This window comes from Rheinheimera faecalis, assembly GCF_021290965.1.
Classification (GTDB): domain Bacteria; phylum Pseudomonadota; class Gammaproteobacteria; order Enterobacterales; family Alteromonadaceae; genus Pararheinheimera; species Pararheinheimera faecalis.
Map to the genome: position 1 here is coordinate 30,881 of NZ_JAJOYT010000017.1, position 21,897 is coordinate 52,777.

Annotated in this window: 26 protein-coding genes and 5 tRNA genes; 8 read left to right on the forward strand and 23 right to left on the reverse strand. The window is 47.4% G+C overall.

Translation table 11 applies throughout. The annotated features are described in order from the left end of the window. Positions 1–234: 234 nt before the first annotated feature. The 13 genes from rplA to murB all read right to left on the reverse strand — a co-directional run bounded on the left by rplA (position 235) and on the right by murB (position 7,198). Positions 235–936 (reverse strand): 50S ribosomal protein L1, encoded by a 702-nt coding sequence (gene rplA / locus LSG34_RS19325; RefSeq protein ID WP_233010943.1) that lies wholly within the window; start codon positions 934–936, stop codon positions 235–237. 3 nt (positions 937–939) lie between these two features. Further along, positions 940–1,368, reverse strand: a complete 429-nt coding sequence (gene rplK / locus LSG34_RS19330; protein ID WP_008899795.1) for a 50S ribosomal protein L11 — start codon at positions 1,366–1,368, stop codon at positions 940–942. 123 nt (positions 1,369–1,491) lie between these two features. Beyond that, positions 1,492–2,019: a transcription termination/antitermination protein NusG gene (nusG, locus tag LSG34_RS19335; protein ID WP_086003576.1), complete on the reverse strand. Its 528-nt coding sequence runs from the start codon at positions 2,017–2,019 to the stop codon at positions 1,492–1,494. Positions 2,020–2,034: 15 nt separating this feature from the next. After that, positions 2,035–2,409 (reverse strand): preprotein translocase subunit SecE, encoded by a 375-nt coding sequence (gene secE / locus LSG34_RS19340; protein WP_233010945.1) that lies wholly within the window; start codon positions 2,407–2,409, stop codon positions 2,035–2,037. A gap of 82 nt (positions 2,410–2,491) precedes the next feature. Continuing rightward, positions 2,492–2,568: transfer RNA gene (locus tag LSG34_RS19345), tRNA-Trp, on the reverse strand. Positions 2,569–2,783: 215 nt separating this feature from the next. Beyond that, on the reverse strand, positions 2,784–3,968 hold the full coding sequence (gene tuf, locus LSG34_RS19350) for an elongation factor Tu (RefSeq protein WP_233010933.1): 1,185 nt from the start codon (positions 3,966–3,968) through the stop codon (positions 2,784–2,786). A gap of 77 nt (positions 3,969–4,045) precedes the next feature. Continuing rightward, a tRNA-Thr gene (locus LSG34_RS19355) sits at positions 4,046–4,121 on the reverse strand. A gap of 13 nt (positions 4,122–4,134) precedes the next feature. Then, positions 4,135–4,209: transfer RNA gene (locus tag LSG34_RS19360), tRNA-Gly, on the reverse strand. Between the two features lie 28 nt (positions 4,210–4,237). Then, positions 4,238–4,322: transfer RNA gene (locus LSG34_RS19365), tRNA-Tyr, on the reverse strand. Between the two features lie 10 nt (positions 4,323–4,332). After that, a tRNA-Thr gene (locus LSG34_RS19370) sits at positions 4,333–4,408 on the reverse strand. A gap of 108 nt (positions 4,409–4,516) precedes the next feature. Continuing rightward, positions 4,517–5,212, reverse strand: a complete 696-nt coding sequence (locus tag LSG34_RS19375) for a type III pantothenate kinase (protein WP_233010947.1) — start codon at positions 5,210–5,212, stop codon at positions 4,517–4,519. Beyond that, entirely contained in the window at positions 5,212–6,216 is a 1,005-nt protein-coding gene (birA, locus tag LSG34_RS19380; protein WP_233010949.1) for a bifunctional biotin--[acetyl-CoA-carboxylase] ligase/biotin operon repressor BirA, read from the reverse strand. The genes LSG34_RS19375 and birA overlap by 1 nt, the downstream gene beginning before the upstream one ends. After that, on the reverse strand, positions 6,209–7,198 hold the full coding sequence (gene murB, locus LSG34_RS19385; protein WP_233010951.1) for a UDP-N-acetylmuramate dehydrogenase: 990 nt from the start codon (positions 7,196–7,198) through the stop codon (positions 6,209–6,211). Before murB ends, birA begins: the two co-directional genes overlap by 8 nt. Positions 7,199–7,346: 148 nt before the next feature. On the opposite strand from murB, the gene LSG34_RS19390 reads away from it, so the two are divergent. Continuing rightward, positions 7,347–7,766: an acyl-CoA thioesterase gene (locus LSG34_RS19390; protein WP_233010953.1), complete on the forward strand. Its 420-nt coding sequence runs from the start codon at positions 7,347–7,349 to the stop codon at positions 7,764–7,766. A gap of 106 nt (positions 7,767–7,872) precedes the next feature. Here the strand turns inward: LSG34_RS19390 and LSG34_RS19395 are convergent, their stop codons facing one another. Further along, complete coding sequence (locus tag LSG34_RS19395; protein ID WP_233010955.1) at positions 7,873–9,261, reverse strand: pre-peptidase C-terminal domain-containing protein; 1,389 nt, start codon at positions 9,259–9,261, stop codon at positions 7,873–7,875. Positions 9,262–9,657: 396 nt separating this feature from the next. On the opposite strand from LSG34_RS19395, the gene LSG34_RS19400 reads away from it, so the two are divergent. Beyond that, positions 9,658–9,996, forward strand: coding sequence for a tRNA-binding protein (locus LSG34_RS19400; protein ID WP_233010957.1), 339 nt, complete (start codon positions 9,658–9,660; stop codon positions 9,994–9,996). Here the strand turns inward: LSG34_RS19400 and LSG34_RS19405 are convergent. The 8 genes from LSG34_RS19405 to cyaY all read right to left on the reverse strand — a co-directional run bounded on the left by LSG34_RS19405 (position 9,988) and on the right by cyaY (position 16,501). After that, entirely contained in the window at positions 9,988–10,494 is a 507-nt protein-coding gene (locus LSG34_RS19405; protein WP_233010959.1) for a DNA-deoxyinosine glycosylase, read from the reverse strand. The two genes, LSG34_RS19400 and LSG34_RS19405, sit on opposite strands and share 9 nt — an antisense overlap. A 3-nt stretch (positions 10,495–10,497) precedes the next feature. After that, a complete protein-coding gene (locus LSG34_RS19410) occupies positions 10,498–11,580 on the reverse strand; it encodes a heme biosynthesis HemY N-terminal domain-containing protein (protein WP_233010961.1) in 1,083 nt (360 codons plus the stop codon). After that, complete coding sequence (locus LSG34_RS19415) at positions 11,577–12,710, reverse strand: uroporphyrinogen-III C-methyltransferase (RefSeq protein WP_233010963.1); 1,134 nt, start codon at positions 12,708–12,710, stop codon at positions 11,577–11,579. Before LSG34_RS19415 ends, LSG34_RS19410 begins: the two co-directional genes overlap by 4 nt. Then, complete coding sequence (locus tag LSG34_RS19420) at positions 12,703–13,473, reverse strand: uroporphyrinogen-III synthase (RefSeq protein WP_233010965.1); 771 nt, start codon at positions 13,471–13,473, stop codon at positions 12,703–12,705. Before LSG34_RS19420 ends, LSG34_RS19415 begins: the two co-directional genes overlap by 8 nt. Before the next feature lie 5 nt (positions 13,474–13,478). Next, complete coding sequence (gene hemC / locus LSG34_RS19425; protein ID WP_233010967.1) at positions 13,479–14,405, reverse strand: hydroxymethylbilane synthase; 927 nt, start codon at positions 14,403–14,405, stop codon at positions 13,479–13,481. Between the two features lie 260 nt (positions 14,406–14,665). After that, the gene (locus tag LSG34_RS20885) at positions 14,666–15,451 is read right to left on the reverse strand and encodes a DUF2914 domain-containing protein (RefSeq protein WP_233010969.1); all 786 of its coding nucleotides are present in this window, start codon (positions 15,449–15,451) and stop codon (positions 14,666–14,668) included. A 16-nt stretch (positions 15,452–15,467) separates the two neighbouring features. Then, positions 15,468–16,139 carry an alpha/beta hydrolase gene (locus LSG34_RS19435; protein ID WP_233010971.1) on the reverse strand — a complete coding sequence of 224 codons (672 nt, stop codon included), beginning with the start codon at positions 16,137–16,139 and terminating at the stop codon, positions 15,468–15,470. A gap of 38 nt (positions 16,140–16,177) precedes the next feature. Next, a complete protein-coding gene (cyaY, locus tag LSG34_RS19440; RefSeq protein ID WP_233010973.1) occupies positions 16,178–16,501 on the reverse strand; it encodes an iron donor protein CyaY in 324 nt (107 codons plus the stop codon). 72 nt (positions 16,502–16,573) lie between these two features. On the opposite strand from cyaY, the gene lptM reads away from it, so the two are divergent. From lptM to xerC, 5 genes are read left to right on the forward strand one after another with little or no spacing between them, the layout of a single operon-like run. Further along, complete coding sequence (gene lptM, locus LSG34_RS19445) at positions 16,574–16,741, forward strand: LPS translocon maturation chaperone LptM (RefSeq protein WP_145987571.1); 168 nt, start codon at positions 16,574–16,576, stop codon at positions 16,739–16,741. Next, a complete protein-coding gene (lysA, locus tag LSG34_RS19450; RefSeq protein WP_233010975.1) occupies positions 16,741–17,991 on the forward strand; it encodes a diaminopimelate decarboxylase in 1,251 nt (416 codons plus the stop codon). Before lptM ends, lysA begins: the two co-directional genes overlap by 1 nt. Then, complete coding sequence (gene dapF / locus LSG34_RS19455; protein WP_269822977.1) at positions 17,992–18,861, forward strand: diaminopimelate epimerase; 870 nt, start codon at positions 17,992–17,994, stop codon at positions 18,859–18,861. Next, positions 18,858–19,523: a DUF484 family protein gene (locus tag LSG34_RS19460; protein ID WP_233010977.1), complete on the forward strand. Its 666-nt coding sequence runs from the start codon at positions 18,858–18,860 to the stop codon at positions 19,521–19,523. The genes dapF and LSG34_RS19460 overlap by 4 nt, the downstream gene beginning before the upstream one ends. Continuing rightward, entirely contained in the window at positions 19,524–20,438 is a 915-nt protein-coding gene (gene xerC, locus LSG34_RS19465) for a tyrosine recombinase XerC (protein WP_233010979.1), read from the forward strand. Positions 20,439–20,463: 25 nt separating this feature from the next. Here the strand turns inward: xerC and LSG34_RS19470 are convergent, their stop codons facing one another. Beyond that, positions 20,464–20,961, reverse strand: a complete 498-nt coding sequence (locus LSG34_RS19470; protein WP_233010981.1) for a DUF2059 domain-containing protein — start codon at positions 20,959–20,961, stop codon at positions 20,464–20,466. A gap of 512 nt (positions 20,962–21,473) precedes the next feature. Between LSG34_RS19470 and LSG34_RS19475 the strand changes: the two genes are divergently transcribed. After that, on the forward strand, positions 21,474–21,893 hold the full coding sequence (locus tag LSG34_RS19475) for an organic hydroperoxide resistance protein (protein WP_233010982.1): 420 nt from the start codon (positions 21,474–21,476) through the stop codon (positions 21,891–21,893). Positions 21,894–21,897 lie beyond the last annotated feature (4 nt).

A 21,897-nucleotide genomic window follows, 5' to 3' on the forward strand; every position in this document is an offset into this window, starting at 1 on the left:
GTTTAACGCGCGATTTACGGTGAGAGCCAGATTGATAGGAATCTTTCTGGGGCTAACACCGTCTGCGTAGGTTGTGCTTTTAAGCCACGCCTTTTTAGAAAATTTGCGGCACCTACGGTCTTGGACGGAAGCCGGAAACTTTGTAAACAAAGTCCGGCTTCTACCCGAATTTTTGAGCGCGAGATTATAAAATAACCACACGCTCCTGTAAAGCAGCTATTTCAGAGGACTGAATTAGATTTTGGCGTCTAAAGAAGCCTGATCTAAAACGATACCTGCGCCGTGAGTCGTAGAAATGGTTACTTTCTTGATGAAAACACCTTTTGCTACAGATGGCTTAGCACGCTTTAATGCAACTAACAGAGCTTCGATGTTCTCTTTCAGTTTGTCAGTGTCGAAGTTAACCTTACCAACTGTAGAATGGATGATACCATTCTTGTCGTTACGGTAACGAACCTGACCAGCTTTAGCATTTTTCACTGCTTCAGCAACGTTTGGAGTCACTGTGCCAGTTTTAGGGTTAGGCATTAAACCACGTGGGCCTAAGATCTGACCTAACATACCAACAACACGCATTGCGTCTGGAGAAGCGATAACAACATCAAAGTTCATCTCGCCTTTCTTAACTAATTCAGCTAAGTCTTCCATACCCACGATGTCAGCGCCTGCAGCTTTAGCAGCTTCAGCGTTAGCACCCTGAGTGAACACAGCAACACGTACAGTGCGGCCGGTACCGTGTGGTAACACAGTAGCGCCACGAACGTTTTGGTCTGACTTACGAGCGTCGATACCCAGGTTGATAGCAACATCAACTGATTCAACGAACTTGCCAGCTGTTAATTCTTTTAATAACGCAACTGCGTCATTGATCGCGTATTCACGAGTAGAATCTACTTTTGAACGGATTAATTTAGCACGCTTTGATAATTTAGCCATTGATTAACCCTCCACCACTAAGCCCATTGAACGGGCAGTACCAGCAATAGTGCTCAGTGCTGCTTCGTCAGTACCCGCTGTTAAGTCAGCACGTTTGATCTTAACGATCTCTTCCAGCTGAGCAACAGTTACTTTACCCACTTTCTGGGTATTAGGACGGCCTGAACCACCTTTTAAACCAGCAGCTTTCAATAATAAGAAAGAAGCAGGTGGGGTGCGGGTTTCAAATGTAAATGAGCGGTCGCTGTATACAGTGATCACTACTGGAATAGGCATGCCTTTTTCCAGTGACTCTGTACGGGCGTTGAAGCCTTTACAGAATTCCATGATGTTCACACCGTGTTGACCCAATGCTGGACCAACTGGTGGCGACGGGTTTGCCATACCAGCTTTAACTTGTAATTTTACAAGTGCCGTGACTTTCTTTGCCATGTTTCACCTCAATTTAGGGTCTCAGCCTCGTAAGTGCGAGGACACTTACTCAAACGGCTCCCCTGACGTTAAAAAAGGCCGCGATTATATTTTAATCAGCGGCCCGTTACAAACTATTTCTGCTTAGGCTTTTTCGACCTGGCCAAATTCCAGTTCAACAGGAGTAGAGCGACCGAAAATCAACACGGACACCTTCACGCGGCTTTTCTCGTAATCCACTTCTTCTACTACGCCGTTAAAGTCAGCAAATGGACCTTCAGTCACACGTACCACTTCACCAGCTTCGAACAGAGTCTTAGGTTTCGGCTTATCAGCGTTATCCTGCAGACGGTTCAGAATAGTGTCAGCTTCTTTCTGGCTGATAGGTGCCGGACGGTCTGAAGTACCACCGATGAAACCTAATACGCGTGGCACACTTTTCACTAAGTGCCATGCTTCTTCACACATTTCCATCTGTACTAATACGTAGCCAGGGAAAAATTTGCGTTCAGACTTACGTTTCTGACCAGCGCGCATTTCAACAACTTCTTCAGTTGGAACCAGCACTTCGCCAAACTTGTCTTCCATTTGCTGGATCTTGATATGCTCACGCAATGAAGTCGCTACGCGCTGTTCAAAACCCGAAAAAGCCTGAACTACATACCAACGCATTTTTCCTGACATAACTTAGATCCCCAGACCTGTGATAAATGATACAAGGCTTAATAAAATTGAATCTAAGCCCCAAAGTAATAATGCAACAATCAAGGTCGCAACCATTACGATAATAGTGGTTTGCATTGTTTCCTGACGGGTTGGCCATACAACTTTGCGAACTTCAGTTCTGGCTTCTTTCGCAAACTCAATAAATGCAGCGCCTTTGCTGGTCTTGGCTGCAATAAAAGCGGCCAGGCCGACTAAAACCACTATGCTTGCAGCTTTTTCAACTGCAGAAAACTCATATATATAGTTCGCTGCGACCATCAGGGTCAGCAGAACTAAGACGCTCAGCCACTTGACTAAATCTAAGCCGCCTTTTGGGGTTTCACTCGTTGCATTCATGCTTTAACTCACTTTCCCATGGCTTGTTGTTACAAGCTACTACTTCGACTAACGTGCAAAACACCTTAGCGCCTAATATAAGTGGCAGGGGCGGAGGGATTCGAACCCCCAACCATCGGTTTTGGAGACCGCTGTTCTACCAATTGGAACTACGCCCCTACAGAAAATTGTGCCAACTACCAAAGCAGTCCCACAAAAATAGCCGCTCATTATACTGTCTTAGACGACTAAAACAAGATAAGGATCCGACTTGAAACTATTTAATCAGGATTAGCTGTGCGGAACTCAAGCCTGTTGTTCTGAATTTTCCGGCTTTAGTTAACAAAGGCTATATAAAAAAGGGCCCCAGTGGAGCCCTTTTCAAGTTCTGACTATTACGCCAGTACTTTAGATACTACACCAGCACCTACTGTGCGGCCACCTTCACGGATGGCGAAGCGTAAACCTTCGTCCATCGCGATTGGGTTGATAAGCTCTACAACAAACTTCAGGTTGTCGCCTGGCATTACCATCTCTACGCCTTCTGGCAGTTCTACTGAACCAGTCACGTCTGTTGTACGGAAGTAGAACTGTGGACGGTAACCTTTGAAGAATGGAGTATGACGACCACCTTCTTCTTTTGATAATACGTACACTTCACCTTCGAACTTGGTGTGTGGCTTGATTGAACCTGGCTTCGCTAATACCTGACCACGTTCTACGTCTTCACGTTTAGTACCACGTAACAGCGCGCCGATGTTCTCGCCTGCACGACCTTCGTCTAACAGTTTACGGAACATTTCTACACCAGTACAAGTAGTCGTCACTGTGTCTTTCAGACCAACGATTTCTACTGACTCGCCTACTTTTACGATACCTTGCTCTACACGGCCTGTTACTACAGTACCACGACCAGCAATTGAGAATACGTCTTCGATTGGCATGATGAATGGCTTATCAATCGCACGTACTGGCTCTGGGATGTAAGAATCTAAAGCTGCTGCCAGCTCAAGGATTTTTGGTTCCCAAACTGCATCGCCTTCCAGACCTTTTAAAGCTGAACCACGGATTACCGGCAGGTCATCACCTGGGAAATCGTAGTCTGACAGAAGTTCACGAACTTCCATCTCCACCAGCTCTAACAGCTCTTCATCATCAACCATGTCACATTTGTTCATGAATACAACGATGAAAGGTACACCTACCTGACGAGATAACAGGATGTGCTCACGTGTCTGTGGCATTGGGCCGTCAGTCGCTGCTACTACCAGGATTGCGCCGTCCATCTGAGCAGCACCAGTGATCATGTTCTTCACATAGTCAGCGTGACCTGGGCAGTCTACGTGGGCGTAGTGACGAGTTGGTGTATCGTATTCAACGTGAGAAGTGTTGATCGTGATACCACGAGCTTTCTCTTCTGGCGCTTTGTCGATTTGATCGAAAGCGAATGCCTGACCACCGTAGTGCTTGGCCAGTACGTTAGTGATAGCAGCAGTTAAAGTAGTTTTACCGTGGTCAACGTGACCGATGGTGCCTACGTTAACGTGCGGTTTATTACGTTCGAATTTAGCCTTAGCCATAAATAGACCCTTTTTAGCAAACGGTGGTTGTATGAAATAAGTGTTTTTTGATTGTAAAGCAAGAGAGGCTTTTAAGATGGTGCTGATACCCAGAATCGAACTGGGGACCTCATCCTTACCAAGGATGCGCTCTACCGCCTGAGCTATATCAGCAACGTGATCTGTTTGGAGCGGGCAGCGGGAATCGAACCCGCATCATCAGCTTGGAAGGCTGAGGTAATAGCCATTATACGATGCCCGCGGCCTACTCGTAGCTATTGTACTGAAAATGGTGGAGGGGGAAGGATTCGAACCTTCGAAGGCAGTGCCGGCAGATTTACAGTCTGATCCCTTTGGCCACTCGGGAACCCCTCCACTATACTAATGGTGCCGCTTATCCGAGTCGAACGGATGACCTACTGATTACAAGTCAGTTGCTCTACCAACTGAGCTAAAGCGGCACTACGTCAGTGGGTGCGAATTCTAGTGGAATGCCCCACCCCACGCAACAGGAAATAAAAAAAAACTTATAAATTAAGGCCTGAATGCTCAATAAGTACACAAAATGGTCAATTCGGCTGAATATAACGGGCTAATCCCTGAAAGATCAATTGAGGTTCGAGCTGAATAGGCAGATCGGTCAGGTATTTTTGTAGAAGCCTGGCATCGCCACCCGTTAAGATAATCCGCTGTGTTGGTTTAATTGCATAGGCATGCCGGATAGCCCCAACTAAAGCAGCAATAGCGCCCTGATACAAAGCTGTGGCTGTGTCGGTTGCCGGGCATAATTGCTCTGTTTCCAACTCCGCCGAAAATACTTTGGCGGTTTTGCTTAACACAGCTTCTTGCTGCAGTTTTTGCCCGGCCAAAATCCAGCCGCCCTGATGCGCACCAGCAGCACTTAACCAATCAATAGTTAAAGCTGTACCAGCGTCTGCTATTAACAGATCTGTATTGGGATGTATCTCTGCTGCTGCCACTAAAGCCAGCCAGCGATCCACCCCTAATAAATGCGGCTGCTGATAACTGTTAATAACGCCAAAAGCCTGAGCTTCACTGCGGATTTGGATAAAAGGAATTGCAGATGGAATTTGCTCACGTATTGCCAACACCCGGCTGTCAGCCGCCACACTGGCACAGTACACAGCTTTTATTGACGACCACTGCTCTGCACAGATGTTTTCCAGTTGTATTTCGCTCAGTTGTCCGCCAGCAGCTAAACGGGCTTTGCTGCGGCTATTGCCTATATCCAGTAATAATTCCATCACAGCGCCTTTCTTAAGCTAAGTTCACCGCCATAAAAGCTTTGCTTCTGGCCATTGATATCCAGCACCAGCCCGCCCTGAGCATCCACACCAGCACAAAGACCAGTGATGATTTGACTGCCACTGGATAAAGTCACTTGCTCACCGGCAAATTGATCCAACTGATTAAACTCCTGCACATAACCCACAAAACCCTGCTGGCTAAACTGCTGCAACTCCAGCACCAGCTGATGCTGCAACAAAGCCACCAATAAATTGCGGTCTATGGGCTGACCTAAAGCTGAAGTTAAATCAGCCCAGGGTTGATCCACAGCTTTATCTGTGTGATCCGGCATACGGATATTTAAGCCTAAACCTATGACGACATCACACTGAGCATGAGTCTGCCCGGCCAACTCCACTAAAATGCCACCAAGTTTTTTATGTTCTATATATAAGTCATTTGGCCACTTTAACCGCACCGGTAATTGCCACTGCTGTTGCAGCACTTTGGCAACGGCAAGCCCTACCACTAAACTTAACCCCATAGCAGCCTGTATGCCTTGCTCCAGCTGCCAATACATTGAAAAATACAAATTGCAGCCAAAAGGCGAAAACCACTGTTTACCACGCCGACCTCGACCCGCAGTCTGAGCTTCAGCCACCAGCACAGCACCTTTTTCCGGCACTACCCCATCTTTGAGTTTTTGCATCAGCTGGCTGTTGGTTGAATCAGTGACCGATTGCACCCACACCGGTGCCTGTTGTTGCTGTTGTTGTTTAATCAATGCGGCATCAAGCAACTGCACAGGTTGCGCAAGGCGATAGCCTTTGCCTTTTATTTTGTATAAATCCAGACCGTACTGCTGCAATTGCTCTAAATGTTTGGCGACAGCAGTGCGGCTAATACCCAACTGCTCCCCCAGCCACTGCCCGGAACACAAAGCGCCATCAGCCAGATAATGCACCAGTTGTCGCTGTACAATCAGGCTATGGGGCAAGGTTTTACGTGGTTCATTAGCCAAGTAAGCGCACCTCAGGTTCGAGCTGAACAGCAAAAGTAACTGCAACTTTTTGCTGTATCAGCGCAATCATCTGCTTTAAATCTGCAGCTGTGCCCAGCCCAAAATTCACCAGCACCAGCGCTTGTTTTTCATAACAACCGACATCGCCAATACGCTGACCTTTTAAGCCCACTTGTTCTATCAGCCAGCCTGCCGCCAATTTGACCAAACCATCAGCTTGTGGATAAAACGGTATCGCAGGATAAGCATGCTGAATGGTTTCAAACACAGTGTGGCTGACCACAGGGTTTTTAAAAAAGCTGCCGCAATTAGGCAATACCGCAGGGTCAGGCAACTTGGATTGACGCACTGCAATGACGGCTTGTGCCACTTCAGCAACACTGCTGTGTTGATTTAAATGCTCCAACCCTTTGTAGCCTAATTTCGGCTGACCTTGTTTTTTCAGAGTTAAACCGACAGCCACAATGACGCCCTGACCGGCAAGAGCCGTTTTGAAAATGCTGTCACGGTAGGCAAAACCACAATCACCTTTGCTTAAACGCCGTACCTCACAGCTTTGCCAATGAAAAAAATCGACATAATCACAACAATCCGCCAACTCAGCACCATAAGCACCTATATTTTGTACCGGAGCTGCACCTACAGAGCCTGGGATCAAGGATAAATTTTCTAATCCCCACCAGCCCTGAGCTACGGTCCAACTGACCAGTTGATGCCAGTTGTCCCCTGCTTCTATATGCAGTTGTACATTCTTTTCATCTTCTGACAGCACAGTCCGGCTTTTGGCTAAATAACGTAAAACAGTCTGAGTTTGATTGCTCAGGAAAATGCTGTTGCTACCCTCGCCTAACAATAAAGGTGTGGCTTGTGGCTGATAAGCCATTAATTCAGCCAAAGACTCCAGCTCAACCAATTCGGCAAGCTGTGTATCCAGGGCAAAAGTGGAATAGGGTTTAGCAGAGAGCTGCTGTAACAGACGCATAAAAACACCAAAGAACCAAAGTGCGCTTATTCTACTGGTTCCACAGCGACAGGCCAAAAAAATCTCAGTGCGAACCGTCGAAAACCTGATTAACCCCTGACTAAAACTATGGCATGATGGCGCCAAACAGGTCCAACCAGAGAGTTTTATGTTACATCACACTTTTATCAAAGTCCGGGGTTATCACCTGGACGGCTACCAACACGTCAATAACGCCCGCTATTTGGAGTTTCTGGAAGAAGCCCGCTGGGGGTATCTGGAACAACATGGCGATATAGAGCATTTCGAACAGCTGGGTCTGGCCTGGGTGATCGTCAATATCAATATTAACTACAGAGCTCAGGCTACCATGGGCCAGCAACTGCGTATTGATACCGAATTCAGCGTCATCAACACCAAAAGCTCCATCATTCATCAGAAAATCTGGCTGGAAGGTACGGATACCTTAGTAGCTGACGCCAATATCACTTTTGTCTGCCTGGATAAACAAACCGGTCGGGCTGTGGTGATTGAAGGGGATTTAAAGCAGCGTCTTGAGCCACGTCTGGCCAACCAGACCGCCAGTTAAAGCAAAAAAGAGAAAGCCAGTCCTTTGGCTTTCTTTGATTACATCAACCTCTGCCTGTTAATACGGGCTGCTGCATGTATAGAAACTCTCTTTACTGCTATCCATACTAATACGGGCTGGTTGGTGTATAGAAGCTTGCTTTACTGCCATCCAGACTGATGCGGGTTGGCACTATAGACGTGCTGTTATTGATCAGATTGTACTGATCGCCGCTCACCAGTTTGTAACGCAGCAAGTTATTCACCTTCACAGGCAAACCACAGCTGGTTTGGACGTACTGAGTCTGGGCATCAGATTTCAGGATATAGACTTCGTTAGTCCCATCCACTATGCCTTGACCGGCACTGTTCACAAACAAAGACGTCGCTTCTGATATAGCCACTACACGACTGGCTGCGCCGACTTTAGCCTGAAACACCATAGAGCGTCCCATCCGGTCACGCTGACGGAAGTGGGTATCGTTGATCACTCCTTGCAGCGCAGGGAAATTCAGGAAGCCCGTACTGATATTGATGGTTTCATGACAAAAGTCCGTCACAGCTTCAGCACTGATAGCACCAGCTACACCATCCGGATCATAAATATGCTGACTCAACACATGATCACCAGCCGAAGTGCCACCTACTACACCGCCTTTGTCATACACGTGCTGAATAGCAGCTTGCACCTTAGTACCTTTCCAGGCATTCAGATAAGCCGACTGATCACCACCAGCCAACCAGACAAACTCAGCAGAGCGGATAGCCCAGTCGACATAATCTGTATTGGCTTTAGTCACAGTATCAACAATGATGGTTTCGACAGAAGCGGCATTGGTTAAGCCTTGCAAATAAGTGTTGTAAGCATTAGTTCCAGAAGTCCGCAGTACGACTATATTACCGCCTTGAATATGTGGCCCAACTCTTAAGCTAAAGGCATTATCCACATCAGTACCGCCCCCCATTAACAACAAGGCAGGATTAGATAAAGTGACACAGGTATCAGTGCCAGAGCCTGTGATATAGCTGGTTAAATTGCTTGGTTTTGACGGTCGTGCCCCATAGTTACAGCCTCCTGTTGGAGGTGGATTTTCGCCACCTCCGCCCCCTGTGTTACCAACAAAGTTTGCGTTCAACTGATAAGTACCAGTACCACTGTATCGTGTGACTTTAATGTAATGGCGCCCTGCAGGTGATGCGGTATAAGTGCCACTCTCCGGGTTGGCACTACTTTGTCCCGACATAATATAACTACCAGAGCTGCGATACAGATACCAATCAAAGTCTTTGCCTGAGCCATGACTTAAACTGACACTGATATCTCCTGTTGCTGTGGTATCAAAATAATACCAATCCTGGTCTGAACTACTGCCTATGCTGGCCGCTACCGCTGTGCCACTACACAAGGCGCCATCAGCCGTGCCTTCGGTATTATTACTTTCACTTTCTTGTTGCAAACAAGCGAAGCTGTGGCTGCTAAATAGCAGCGCCAACACGCCTAAGAGAGGTGCTTTCATTTTTATTTTCCTGCTTCTTTTTATGATTTAAAACGGCCAAAAGGCCATGGTTTTACAGGCAGCCGAAAAGCTGCATATAAAATTCGGTCAGATTAGTTGCGGGTATTTATTCGTCGAACCACTCGGATAAGTGGTAATCAGTGGAGCACGCATGCAAATTTGCCGGAGCTGCTGTCCGGGCAAATGTTACTGAGCAGGCGTGAATTGAAGTCATAAAGGGTCAAAACTAAATAAGCGATGTCATTTAATATTTATGCATTTGCTTTTTCTGTCAAGGCGAAATAGTGAACTACTGCTAAATTGCTTTTAGCTTTCGGGCGCTTAACCGCAAAACTCATGACAATAAAAGTGCTGCTATGTAAAGCTAAGTACTTGTTAAACAAAAGAGTGGTTGGTATGGAATTAATTAGCTGGGAAGACTTTGGTGTAGTTGAACTCAGAGTGGGTACTGTCATTGAAGTCGCGGATTTTCCGGAAGCCCGCAAAGCGGCTTATAAGTTAAAAGTAGATTTTGGTGCTGACATCGGCGTGAAGCAATCCAGTGCTCAAATCACAACGCTATACAGCAAAGAGCAATTGTTAGGTAAACAGGTCATTGGTGTGGTGAACTTCCCGCCTAAACAAATAGGACCTTTTCGCTCTGAATGCCTGATCACGGGGTTTTACCGACCCGATGGCGCTGTGGTATTGGCTATACCTGAACAAGAAGTACCCGATGGCAGTAAATTAGCCTAAAGCATTAGCCCATAACGCCAGCTTCTGCTCTTTGCTTTGGCTGGCATGGGCAGGGCTGCTGGAAGGTAGTTGAAGATACTCGATGTCAGTGCGGTGTTTCAGCAATGGCAGCAGATGACGCTTAAACTCTTCTGCTGCTTTGGCGCCGTTAAAACACACCTTTAGGATCTGCGGTTGTGCTTCAAGCAATTGCGGTATCGCATTACAAATCACAGTGCTTTTTTTAATGGCACTATCCAGACTGCCCGGCCGCTCACAGTGTGCGATGACATCCCACAGTGCTACGCCTTGTTCGGTTAGCAACTGACAACGCTGCTGATACCCAAGCTCAACCGGAATACCAAACAGCTGCTGCATAAAAGGCCAGAATAAATTGCGTGGATGGGCGTAATAACGTTGCTCAAGCAGAGAGGCTGCGCCAGGCATACTGCCGAGCAACAGGAGACGAGGCCTGGTTCCAATAATTGGTGCCAGGCCCGTTAATAACTCAGACGACATAAATTAAATTTTCAGACCTGGCTGATACTGAAGGGCTTTTTGCCAAGCCATTTCGGCCTGCATAGGTTCGCCATCTTGCTCTGCACAGTAAGCGAGAGTCGCATACAGTACTGCATCTTCTTTGTGATCCCGTAACCAGTGCTGCAGCTGTTTACGCAGCAATACCACATGGCGCTTTAACGGAATTTGTTTCAACACTGGCCATGCCAAAGGCAAGTCACTGTACGCTAAGTTATCAACCAGCAGCTTTTCAGCCTGCTCTACCTGACCTGCTTTGACTTTCGCCCAGACCCGACCCAATACAGCAGCCATAGACTTACGTTCTTTCGACGGCAAAGCCAGCCAATAATCACTGCTTTCATCAAACACGCCCTGGGCCGCCAGATTACGGATGGCCTGCGGATAAATCTGATAACGCTGCGCTTGCCATTGCACTTTGGTAAACCACTTTTGCTCTATGGCTTTCAGTACCGTATGGAAAACCTCAATATTATGACCGGCGGCTAAAAGCGCCTGGAAATACAAAGGCGCTAATAAAGGCGCATCTGCAGGCAACAGCATATGAGGTTGCAATAACTCCAGCGCAGCTTTGGCCTGATTCTGGCGCAGCAATAAATCTGCTTTGACATAACAACTCTGAGCCTGGGTTGCATCCAGCTGTTCAGCCAATTGCATAGCTTTAGTGGCATGTCCGGCCTGCAAAGCGGCATAGCAGGCCATACTTTGGCGTAACATAGTAAATTCTGGCATAGCGTCAGAGCGGTCAAAATACTGTTCAGCATCCTGAAAACGACCTGCAGCCAAGGCCAAAGCGGCTTGTTCAAAAGCCAAACGGGCTTTGCGCTGCTGACGGCCACGAAATGGATTGAGAGTCCAGTTACGAAAACCCAAAAACGGCCGCAAAATTCGTAACGTCAGCCATAACAAACTCAGGCTTAACAATAAAATGATGGCAAAACCCACCAGCGTCATTTCGATTGTCCATGGACCCAGCACCAGCATCAGATAACCCGGATTCTGCGTCAGCCATGGCCCCAGCCACATGGCAGCAGCCAGCAGCAAAACCACTATTAGCAACCGGATCATGGCTTGCTCTCCACCATACTCTCCACCATGCTTTGACGCATGACCTGATCAAGCACAGCGCTGGATTGCAAAGCGGCAGGCGCTGGAAAAGCCACAGGCAAAGCAGCCAGTTGGACTAATTGCTCTGATGCAGCTTTGACTTTTGGATCAACAGCAGCAAAATAACGCTGTAAGGTATCCATCGCCTGCTGTAATGCAGCCTGATACAACTCGTTCTGATACTTCATTGCCGCCAGTTCAGCCAGCAACAGCTGTTGCTGTAAGGTGTTACGCAAACTCAGTTGCTCGCCTGCAGATAACACAGACAAATCTTCCGGCTGAGTTGGACGCACATGCACTAACGAACTCCAGAATGAATTCCAGTGCTGAAGTAAGGTGGATTGCCAGTCAGAGCTACTGGCAACTACAGGCGCTGCATCATCCAGTTCACGCTCACTTTGACGTAGCGGTAAATCATTCGCAGCTTTACGCAGGCTGGTTAAACCCAGTTGAATTTTGGCGACATCAGGCAAGGTGTTTTTTTGCAGTTCAGCTAAATCAGTCTGAATTGCCTGACGTAACGGCTGCATGCTGTTGTCCTGCAATAAGGCCAGCTGCTGTTCAGCGCCTTGCAATAAACGTAAGGCCGCTGGCATGTCTTGCTCTAACCAGATTTTTTGTCCGGCCAGTTGCAACAGCTGCTGAATTTGCCATAACTGCCAGGTACGGCCGTTGCTCAACTGTTTTTTACTTTCCAGTTGCAGTTGCAGCAGAGCTTGTTGTTGCTGCTGATCCAAAGCGCCTTGTTGTTTTTGCTGGTCAACAACTAATGCCAGTTGCTGCTGTAATTGATCGGTCAGTTGCTGATGTTGCTGTTTGCCTTGTTCAGTTTGTTGCAGTTGCTGCTGTTGCAATACTCGCTGCTGTTGCTGCAAAGCAGTCCACTGCGGCCATAACCACCAAATCGCTGCGGCAATGGCAGCGACCAAAATCAAATTCAATACTAAAGAAAACCATGCAACAGCACGGCCTGTTTTAGCTGCTGGTACCGGAGCATTTTTAATCGGGTCTTTTTTAACCGGATCAGGTTTAGCCGGACCTTGGGAGAGTGGAGATTCAGAGGCGGTAACAGCCACCGGCGTATCAGTCATGACAAGTTCCTCTTAACTGGCAAATAGCCTCCAGTAACGCCTGATCATTGGCACTGGCTGACAAATAAATACGGGATCCGTCGATCCCAAGTTCTATAGCGGCTTCTTTCATCCGCGGGCTGACCATTATCCATAACTGTTGCTGTAACCAGCTATGTTGCTCTTTTGGCAATAACTCAAAAATAAGCTGTAAAATTTCGTTACTGGTGACCACAATACATTGAATATGTTGCTGATGCCACTGGTCTGACAAGCTTTGTCCATCTAAAGGTAAAGGCACTCTGCGATAACTTTGCACATAATGAATATGAGCGCCCCGCTGTTGTAAGCCTTTTTTAATCAGCTCGCGGCCCGCGTTGCCCCTTACTATCACAATGTGTTTGTCAGCTACATCCTGTAGCTGCGGTAAAGCCAACAACCCTTCACTACGCTGATCCTGCGGCACCAGCACTTCGCGGCCACTGCATTTTTCCAGCACTGTGGCAGTCGTAGTTCCAACGGCCACTAAAGGCGCAGTGATTTTTTTGCAATCGTATTGTTGCTGCAAACAGCTGACCGCGCTGACGCTAACAAAAATCACCTGATCGGCCTGTTCCAGCATAGTGCCGGCTTTGGCTTTTAACGGCACTAATTGGGTGGTGATCAAAGGTTGATACAAATACGGAATGGCCAGCTCATCCAAACTGGCCAGCAACTGATCCGCCTTGCCCGCTGGTCTGGTGATCAGTACCGGGCTTAGTGGATCAAGTAACGGGGCAGACACGCCAATCAGGCCTGACGGTAGACCGCATCTAAAATGCGATCTGCGCCTAACGCCAGTAATTGTTCAGCCAGTTGAGTCCCCAACTGCTCAGCTTGAGTCGCTTCCCCTTTGATTTCTGAACGTAAAATTTCAGAACCATCCAACTGTCCGACCAAACCACGCAGCCAAAGTTCATTCTGCTGAAGTACGGCAAAAGCACCAATAGGCACCTGACAACCACCCTGCAGCTTACGGTTCATCGCCCGTTCGGCCAATACACAAATGCGGGTTTCCTGATGTTCCAGCGGAGCTAACAACTGTTGAACTACCAGATCATCACTACGGCATTCAATACCTACAGCACCCTGACCATTGGCCGGCAAACTGGTGCCAACCTCCAGAAAGCTGGCAATACGGGCTTCAAAACCTAAACGTATTAAACCAGCCGAAGCCAGAATAATGGCGTCAAACTCACCTGCATCCAGTTTGGCCAGACGGGTGTTAACGTTGCCACGTAAGTCTTTGATCTGTAAATCTGGTCGCATGGCTTTGATTTGGCACTGGCGACGTAAACTGGAGGTTCCGACTACAGCACCTTGGGGTAAATCAGCCAGCTGTTGATAGCTGTTGGAGACAAAAGCATCACGTGGGTCTTCACGCTGGCAAATGGTATGCAGCATCAAGCCTTCAGGAAAATCGACCGGTACATCTTTCATGCTGTGGACTGCTATATCAGCACGACCTTCCAGCATGGCGGTTTCCAGCTCTTTAACAAACAAACCTTTACCGCCGATTTTGGCTAAAGGAGTATCCAGAATTTTATCGCCCTGAGTCGACATAGGCACCAGCTCAACCTGTAAACCCGGGTGGGCAGCTTCCAGTTCGGCTTTAACAAAATTGGCTTGCCATAAAGCTAAAGCACTTTTACGGGTAGCAATGCGGACAAGGTTCATAGGTACTCCTTAAAACAACGGAAAACAGCAGCAGCGAAACGATGATAGAGGCTGGTCTGCCTGAAAATGCCGCTTAGTATATACCCAAAGTAAGCAAAGTGGCAGGCGAAGCCGCAGCAAGTAATCAGGGTATATACCCAAAGTAATTGGAGTTGCAGCGCGACGACAAGTGATTGAGGCCCCAGGAGCATAGTTGTCCTATGTGACTGGGGCGAAAGCACGCAGACAACAAAGCTGCGGCTTCAAGTACGAAGGGGATATTATTGATAATGAAAATGATGACTGAACAGCAGATTTTGTTGTGGATCAAGGATTTCGACCCGCCATTCGCCTTTTTGCCCCGCGTCGAATTCTTTTCTGCTGTAGGTACGCCAGTAATCCAGTTTGACCGGCAGTTTAATCCGGGTCATCAGTTTGCCTTCGTAATACCAGCGATGTTCTATGTTCTGACCATTTAAACCTTTGACCTCAGAATACAACGCAAGCTGTGGTATTGCGGCTGCGTCAATCTGTTCACCCAGGCTGCGGGCTTTGGCTGAAGGCGTTTCGTTGGTCAACAAGGCCAGCCTTAATACCCCAGTGTCTGCGCTAAATAATGGTGCACCTGCTTCTGCCTGGGTTTCTGCAACTAAAGCGGGTTCAGCAACAACGGGCTGTGGTGTCACAGTGGCGTTGGGTAACACCGGAACTTCCACAGGCTTTACAACTTCTGTCGCCGCAATTTCAGTGCCTGCTGTTTTATCAGGTTGTGGCTCAGGGTTTTGCTGCACGGCTTCCAGCACCAGCTCAGGTGTGACGGCCTCAATAGATTCAGCGGTAATTACAGTAGGAGCTGTTTCAGCCACAGGACTAATCACGGCATCAGGTGATTCAACATTTAGCCAGCCATACAGCAGCAGAGCAGCAGCACAAAGTGTCAATACGGCACCGGCAATACGCCGCCAATGCCAGTGTTGCTCTGTTGTTGGTTCTGGCAAATCGCCAGAGGCTGCAGCCGCAGCGCCCAGACTTACCCGAACCACCAGTTTTTCCTGTGCTGTTGTCACTTCCACTATTCCATTTTTAAAGTGCTGGTAATTGCTGCTGAATAAAACGACTGATATCGGCAATTTGTTGTGGGCACACACTATGGCCCATACGGTACTCGGCCCAATTCACCGTAAAACCTGCAAATTTCAGCGCATTAAAAGCAGCCTGACCTGCGCTGTAGGGCACCACTTCATCGTGAGTGCCATGATTCACCAGCACAGCAGTGCTTTTGTTAGCGCCTGTCATTTCTTCTTTTAATTTGCCCGGTACAGCCATATAAGTAGAAAGCGCCATCACACCGGCCAATTTATAAGGCAAACGAGGCAGCAAGTGTAAGGCGATCACGCCACCCTGACTAAAACCCGCCAACAGAATACGATTGGCCGGAATGCCCTGCTCAATCAGTTTGTCCAGTAAGGCTGTGACGGCAGTGGCCGATTCACGCACTCCGGTTTCGTCTGCTCTGTCGTTTAAATCCCAGGTTTTAATATCGTACCAGCCGCGCATCTGCATACCACCGTTGATAGTGATAGGACGCACAGGCGCATGAGGGAATAAAAACCGGATGCCAGAGCTTTTTGGCAAACGTAATTCCGGCACTATAGGGGCAAAACCATCACCCGAATCGCCTAAACCATGTAACCAGACGACAGCGGCATCGGCCTGAGCTGCAGGTTTTACATCGACAAAAGGAAGTAACGCCATTGTATTTCTCTATTTATTTTGTTTACTGACCGCATCACTCATGAGTTATCGGCAAGTACTACGTTTTGGCCAGACTGTTTACTAAAGGCATCGGAAATTAATGCCCAGAACTCAGCACCTGTTCTGTTATCAATCCAGACACCGTCTTTTAATTCAAAATGGTGGCCATTAAATTTAGTCGCGACCCACAGTTGATGCAGTGGAGGTTGCTTATTAATAATCACCTTACTGCCATCGACAAAGCTGATACTTAACAAGCCACCGTGCGACTCATAATCCAGATCCAGGTCCAATGCTTCTATCGCATCTTCCACCGCAAGCAGCACCTGATCGGTCAGTTCGTCATATTCTACGTCATTCATCGGTTTCACCTGTTTGCTTTTGCTGTTAAGGATGCGATTATAGAGCGCAAAATAATTAATGAAATAAAAACCATGAATACAAAGCGACAAAGACTGGTGTGCATCCTGTTGCTCAGCCAATGGTTACTGGCCTGTGGCCAAAAAGGTCCTTTAACATTGCCTCAAACCCCACAACCCAATAAAGCGCCGGCAGAACAACCTGCGCCAGCCGATCAGCCAGTAGTTTCAAAGGAACAGTAGTGGATTACTTTAATTATCAGAATCAGAACTTGTTTGCCGAAGGCGTTGCGTTAGCCGATATTGCCGCAGAATTTGGCACGCCCACTTATGTCTATTCCCGTGCGACCATAGAGCGCCATTACAAAGCTTTTGCTGAAGCTGCACCCAGCCGTGACTTATTAGTTTGTTACGCCGTCAAAGCCAACAGCAATATAGCGCTGCTAAACCTTTTGGCCCGCCTTGGCAGTGGTTTTGATATAGTTTCTGAAGGTGAATTACGCCGCGTATTGCAAGCCGGTGGCGATGCAAAAAAAGTGGTGTTTTCTGGTGTAGGTAAGTCGGTCACTGAAATTGAGTTTGCACTGCAAACCGGCATTAAGTGTTTTAACGTCGAATCTATTCCAGAGCTGGAACGCATCCAGCAAGTGGCCAGCCGCCTGAATATCATTGCGCCAATTTCTATTCGGGTGAACCCGGATATAGACGCCAAAACCCATCCTTATATTTCTACCGGTTTAAAAGCCAATAAGTTTGGTATCGACATTAACGACGCGCTAGCCATGTACCAGCAAGCCGATGCCGCTTCGCATTTAAAAGTTTGTGGTGTGGATTGTCATATCGGTTCACAACTGACCGAAACCCAGCCGTTTTTAGATGCCTTAGATAAGTTACTGGCATTGATAGACAAATTGGCTGCAGTGGGTATCAACCTCACTCATATCGATATTGGTGGCGGTTTAGGTGTGCCTTACGATGGCGAAACCCCACCACATCCTGCTGAATACGCTGCCAAAGTGGTAGAAAAACTGGCGGCATATCCACAGCTGTCACTGATTTTTGAACCGGGCCGCGCCATTATGGCCAACGCCGGTGTATTGCTGACCAAAGTGGAATATTTAAAGCCAGGTCAGGAAAAGCATTTTGCTATTGTTGATGCCGCTATGAACGACTTAATTCGCCCGGCACTTTACAGTGCATGGCAATCTATTATTGCGGTGCAGCAAAAACCTGAAATTCCAGCTGTGACTTATGATGTGGTAGGTCCGGTCTGTGAAACCGGTGATTTCCTCGGTAAAGACCGCGCTTTAGCAGTAGAACCAGGTGATTTACTGGTGGTGCGCTCAGCAGGCGCTTATGGTTTTACCATGAGTTCCAACTACAACAGCAGACCCAGAGCCGCAGAAGTGCTGGTGGATGGTGACCGTAGCTATTTAGTCCGCCAGCGTGAACAATGGCAGGACCTGTGGCGCGGTGAACAGTTGGTACCCTGAATGATCCCAGATAATAAATTTAAAGATCGGAACAACCAAACCTTAGTGCATTTCTCAAAAATGCACGGTTTGGGCAATGACTTTATGGTGATAGACGCCGTCAGCCAAAATGTGTTTTTAACCAAAGAACAAATCAAAAAGCTGGCCGACCGCAACTTTGGTGTGGGTTTTGACCAGTTGCTGATGGTGGAACCACCTTACGATCCGGATCTGGATTTTCATTACCGCATCTTTAACGCCGACGGTTCTGAAGTAGAACAATGCGGCAATGGTGCGCGCTGTTTTGCTAAGTTTGTCCGGCATAAAGGTCTGACCAATAAATACAAAATTGCGGTCAGCACTAAATCCGGCAAAATCACTTTGTATATAGAGCAGGATGGTCAGGTCACGGTCAATATGGGCGTGCCGCAGTTTGATCCAGCCAAAGTGCCTTTTAAAGCACAGAAGCAAGAGCTGAACTATATTTTGCACAGTGAAGACGCAACAACTTTATGTGGTGTGGTGTCTATGGGCAACCCGCATGCGGTGATACTGGTCGATGATATTCAGACGGCCCCGGTGCATCAGTGGGGGCCGGTTTTTGAAAATCACGAACGCTTCCCTGAGCGCGCCAATATAGGTTTTATGCAGGTGCTGTCGCCTTCTCATGTCAAATTAAGGGTATGGGAACGTGGCGCAGGTGAAACTCTGGCTTGTGGTACAGGCGCTTGCGCTGCTGCAGTCATTGGTCAGATGCAGAAAAAATTACAAACCCAGGTAAGGGTAGATTTACCAGGCGGCTCTTTGCAGATCCGCTGGCAAGGGCCTGGCCAACCCGTCAAAATGACGGGGCCAGCCGAACATGTTTTTGATGGACAATTATTCTTATGAGCGACCTTCCTCTCGATACAGCACTGGTGAACCCTGAACTGGCTGAAGCCAGCCTGATTGTTGATTATCTGTATGATCACCCTGAATTTTTTCTTGAACATCCAGAGCTGGTAAGCCGATTACGTTTACCGCACCAGCAACGGGGTGTGGTGTCTTTAGTAGAACGTCAGCTGGAATTGCAGCGCGAAAAAATCCGCTCTTTAGAAGACGACATCACTCGCCTGATGGGAATAGCCCGCCAGAACGAGCAGATTTTTTATGCACTGAACGATCTGCACTTACAGTTATTAAAAGCCGCCGATCAAACTGCATTGTTAGAAGCACTTCAGGCTTTTACCGCCCAAATGCCGCATGTACAAAGTTGTGTGTTAGTCGATTTGCAGCAGAAAACCGATCAGGTCGCGCAGTTACAGCTGATCTTGCAGCGCCGTTTAAGTGGCAAAACTTATTATTTTGGCCGGATGAACCGCGACGAAATGTCAGCGCTGTTTGAACCTCATATTCACTCCGTCTCCTTGCAGCTGTTAAAGCTATCGGAAGACCAACAGTTCCTGCTGGCCTTTGGCAGTGACTCAGACGAGCATTTCCAGCCAGGCATGGATACCTTATTTTTGGACCATCTGGCAAAGCTGGTGTTAGCCGTTTTACCAGCCGCTATTTAAATGGCACTACCTGCTGAACTGGATCATTGGCAAGCCGACTTGTCGGCTTTCCTGGCTTACTTAAAGCATGAACGGGGTTACAGCGACAAAACGCTAAGTAGCTATCAATTGCAGCTTTCTGCTGTTGCCAGTCAGGTGGCAGAACAAGCAAACCATTGGGTCGAGCTTACAGAAACTCAGCTGCAACTGCATATCTCGTCGTGCCGAAAAAGCCTGAAAGCCCGCAGTTTAGCGCTCAGGGTGGCTTCGTTACGCAGCTTTTACCGTTATCTGGTGCAACAAGGCAAACTAAAAGAAAATCCGGCGTCGTATTTACAGGTGCCCAAATTCGACAAGCCTTTACCCAAAAACCTCGATGTGGATCAGGTCAATCATCTTCTTGATTTTGACACCAGCGAAGATGCCCTCGCCTGCCGTGACAAAGCTATTCTGGAGTTATTTTACTCATCGGGTTTACGACTGGACGAACTGGTCAGCGCCAACCTGCAGGATATTGATTGGTCCGAAGCCTTAATACGAGTGCGCGGCAAAGGCAATAAACAACGGGTTCTACCTATAGGCCGTATGGCTGTCGCCGCTATTAAAGACTGGCTGAAAGTACGAAGTGCTTACGTTGGTACAGATCCAGAGGCGTTGTTTTTAAGCAAACAAAAAAACCGCATCAGCAACAGGCAAGTACAACAACGCGTCAAACTCTGGTCGGAACGTCAGGGCTTAGCCCAGCATTTACACCCTCATATGCTACGCCACTCCTTCGCCACTCATATGCTCGAATCCAGCTCAGACCTGCGCGCCGTGCAGGAACTACTGGGCCACGCCAACCTCAATACCACCCAGGTTTACACCCACCTGGATTTCCAACAGCTCGCTAAAGTCTATGATAATGCACATCCTAGGGCGAAGAAGAAGGGGTGATAAACACCCCGTAATAAGGAAAGAATTAGTTCTTTTGACTTTGCTCCATCCTTTCCTGACTCTGTTTCTCTACCAATTGCTTAATTTTGGGCATTAACTGCATCGACTGTTCCTGCATCATTGCCATGCTGGCCTGAATCAATTCCGGCTGACGCTTGACCATCTTCTGGCCTGCTGGTGATTGATAAAAAGCGATAATGCCTTGTAACTCGTCTTCAGTAAAAACACTGGCATAAAGCGCGCTCATAGGCTGCTCTAACTGTTGCCAGGATAACTCAGAGCGAATCAACTGGTTCAGTTCCCGCAAGTGCTTCTGCACCAAAGGATCGTCCTTTCCATCTTTGAGTTGAGCACGAACCATTTGTTCGCTCATCTGATCTAACTGCGCATAAGCATAATCTAGTGTAGCGGCAGCATCCGTAACTTTCAGAAGTAGTGCTACGGTTTCAGGCTTGGCTGGTTCAGCCAGACTGACAAAACTACATAACAATACACTGGCGCAGCTTAATAACTTTAAGTTCATCGATGATCTCCTTGATTGATGAACTAAAGATAGTGCTTATTTGTTATCTTTTTTGCAACAAAAAATATTATGTACCACGCATTGTTCATAAAAACAGCGGCTAAGCCCCGTATTCTGGTTCAGCCAGCTTGCTTGAAGAGAGAAAACCAGTACCTGAACCTAAGTTATTGTTGTTACACCACAGAAGATAAAAATAAAAACAAATATAAATCAAATACTTAATAAACATTTTCAAAATAATTGAAAATTAAACTTGCGAAATAATAGTTATCGCAATAATATAATCACAAGTCGGGTCGAACAGCTGGTTCAACAGCAATAAAACGACCGGATACAGAACCTAGTAAAGAATGTAGAGAAGAGCGTAGAAGAGTTCGTAAAGAGTACAGATTCGGTCCTAAGGACTGGCAGTAAACGAAGTAAAACCGGGTGAGTTCACCCATTTTTTTAAATCACACAGTTATCGCGATAATACATGTCGCAAGCAAATAAACTTAACAGAGGAATACATCATGCAAGTACTTTATAAAGCAGTAGCAACTTCAACTTCAGGTCGTGACGGTCGTTCAGTGTCTTCAGACGGCGTATTGGATGTGAAATTAAGCACTCCTAAAGAATTAGGTGGCGCTGGTGGTGCAGCCACTAACCCTGAGCAATTATTTGCTGCCGGTTACTCAGCTTGTTTCTTAGGCGCCATTAAATATGTCGCTTCACAACAAAAAGTGCTGATTGGTAACGATGCAAAAATCACAGCTGAAGTAGGTATTGGTCAAATCCCAGGTGGTTTTGGTCTGGATATCGAACTGCAAATCAGCCTGCCAGGTGTGAGCTTGGAAGTAGCACAGGACTTAGTGACTAAAGCTCACCAGGTGTGCCCTTACTCCAACGCAACACGCGGCAATATTGATGTGCGTTTAGTGATTGTTAGCTAACAGC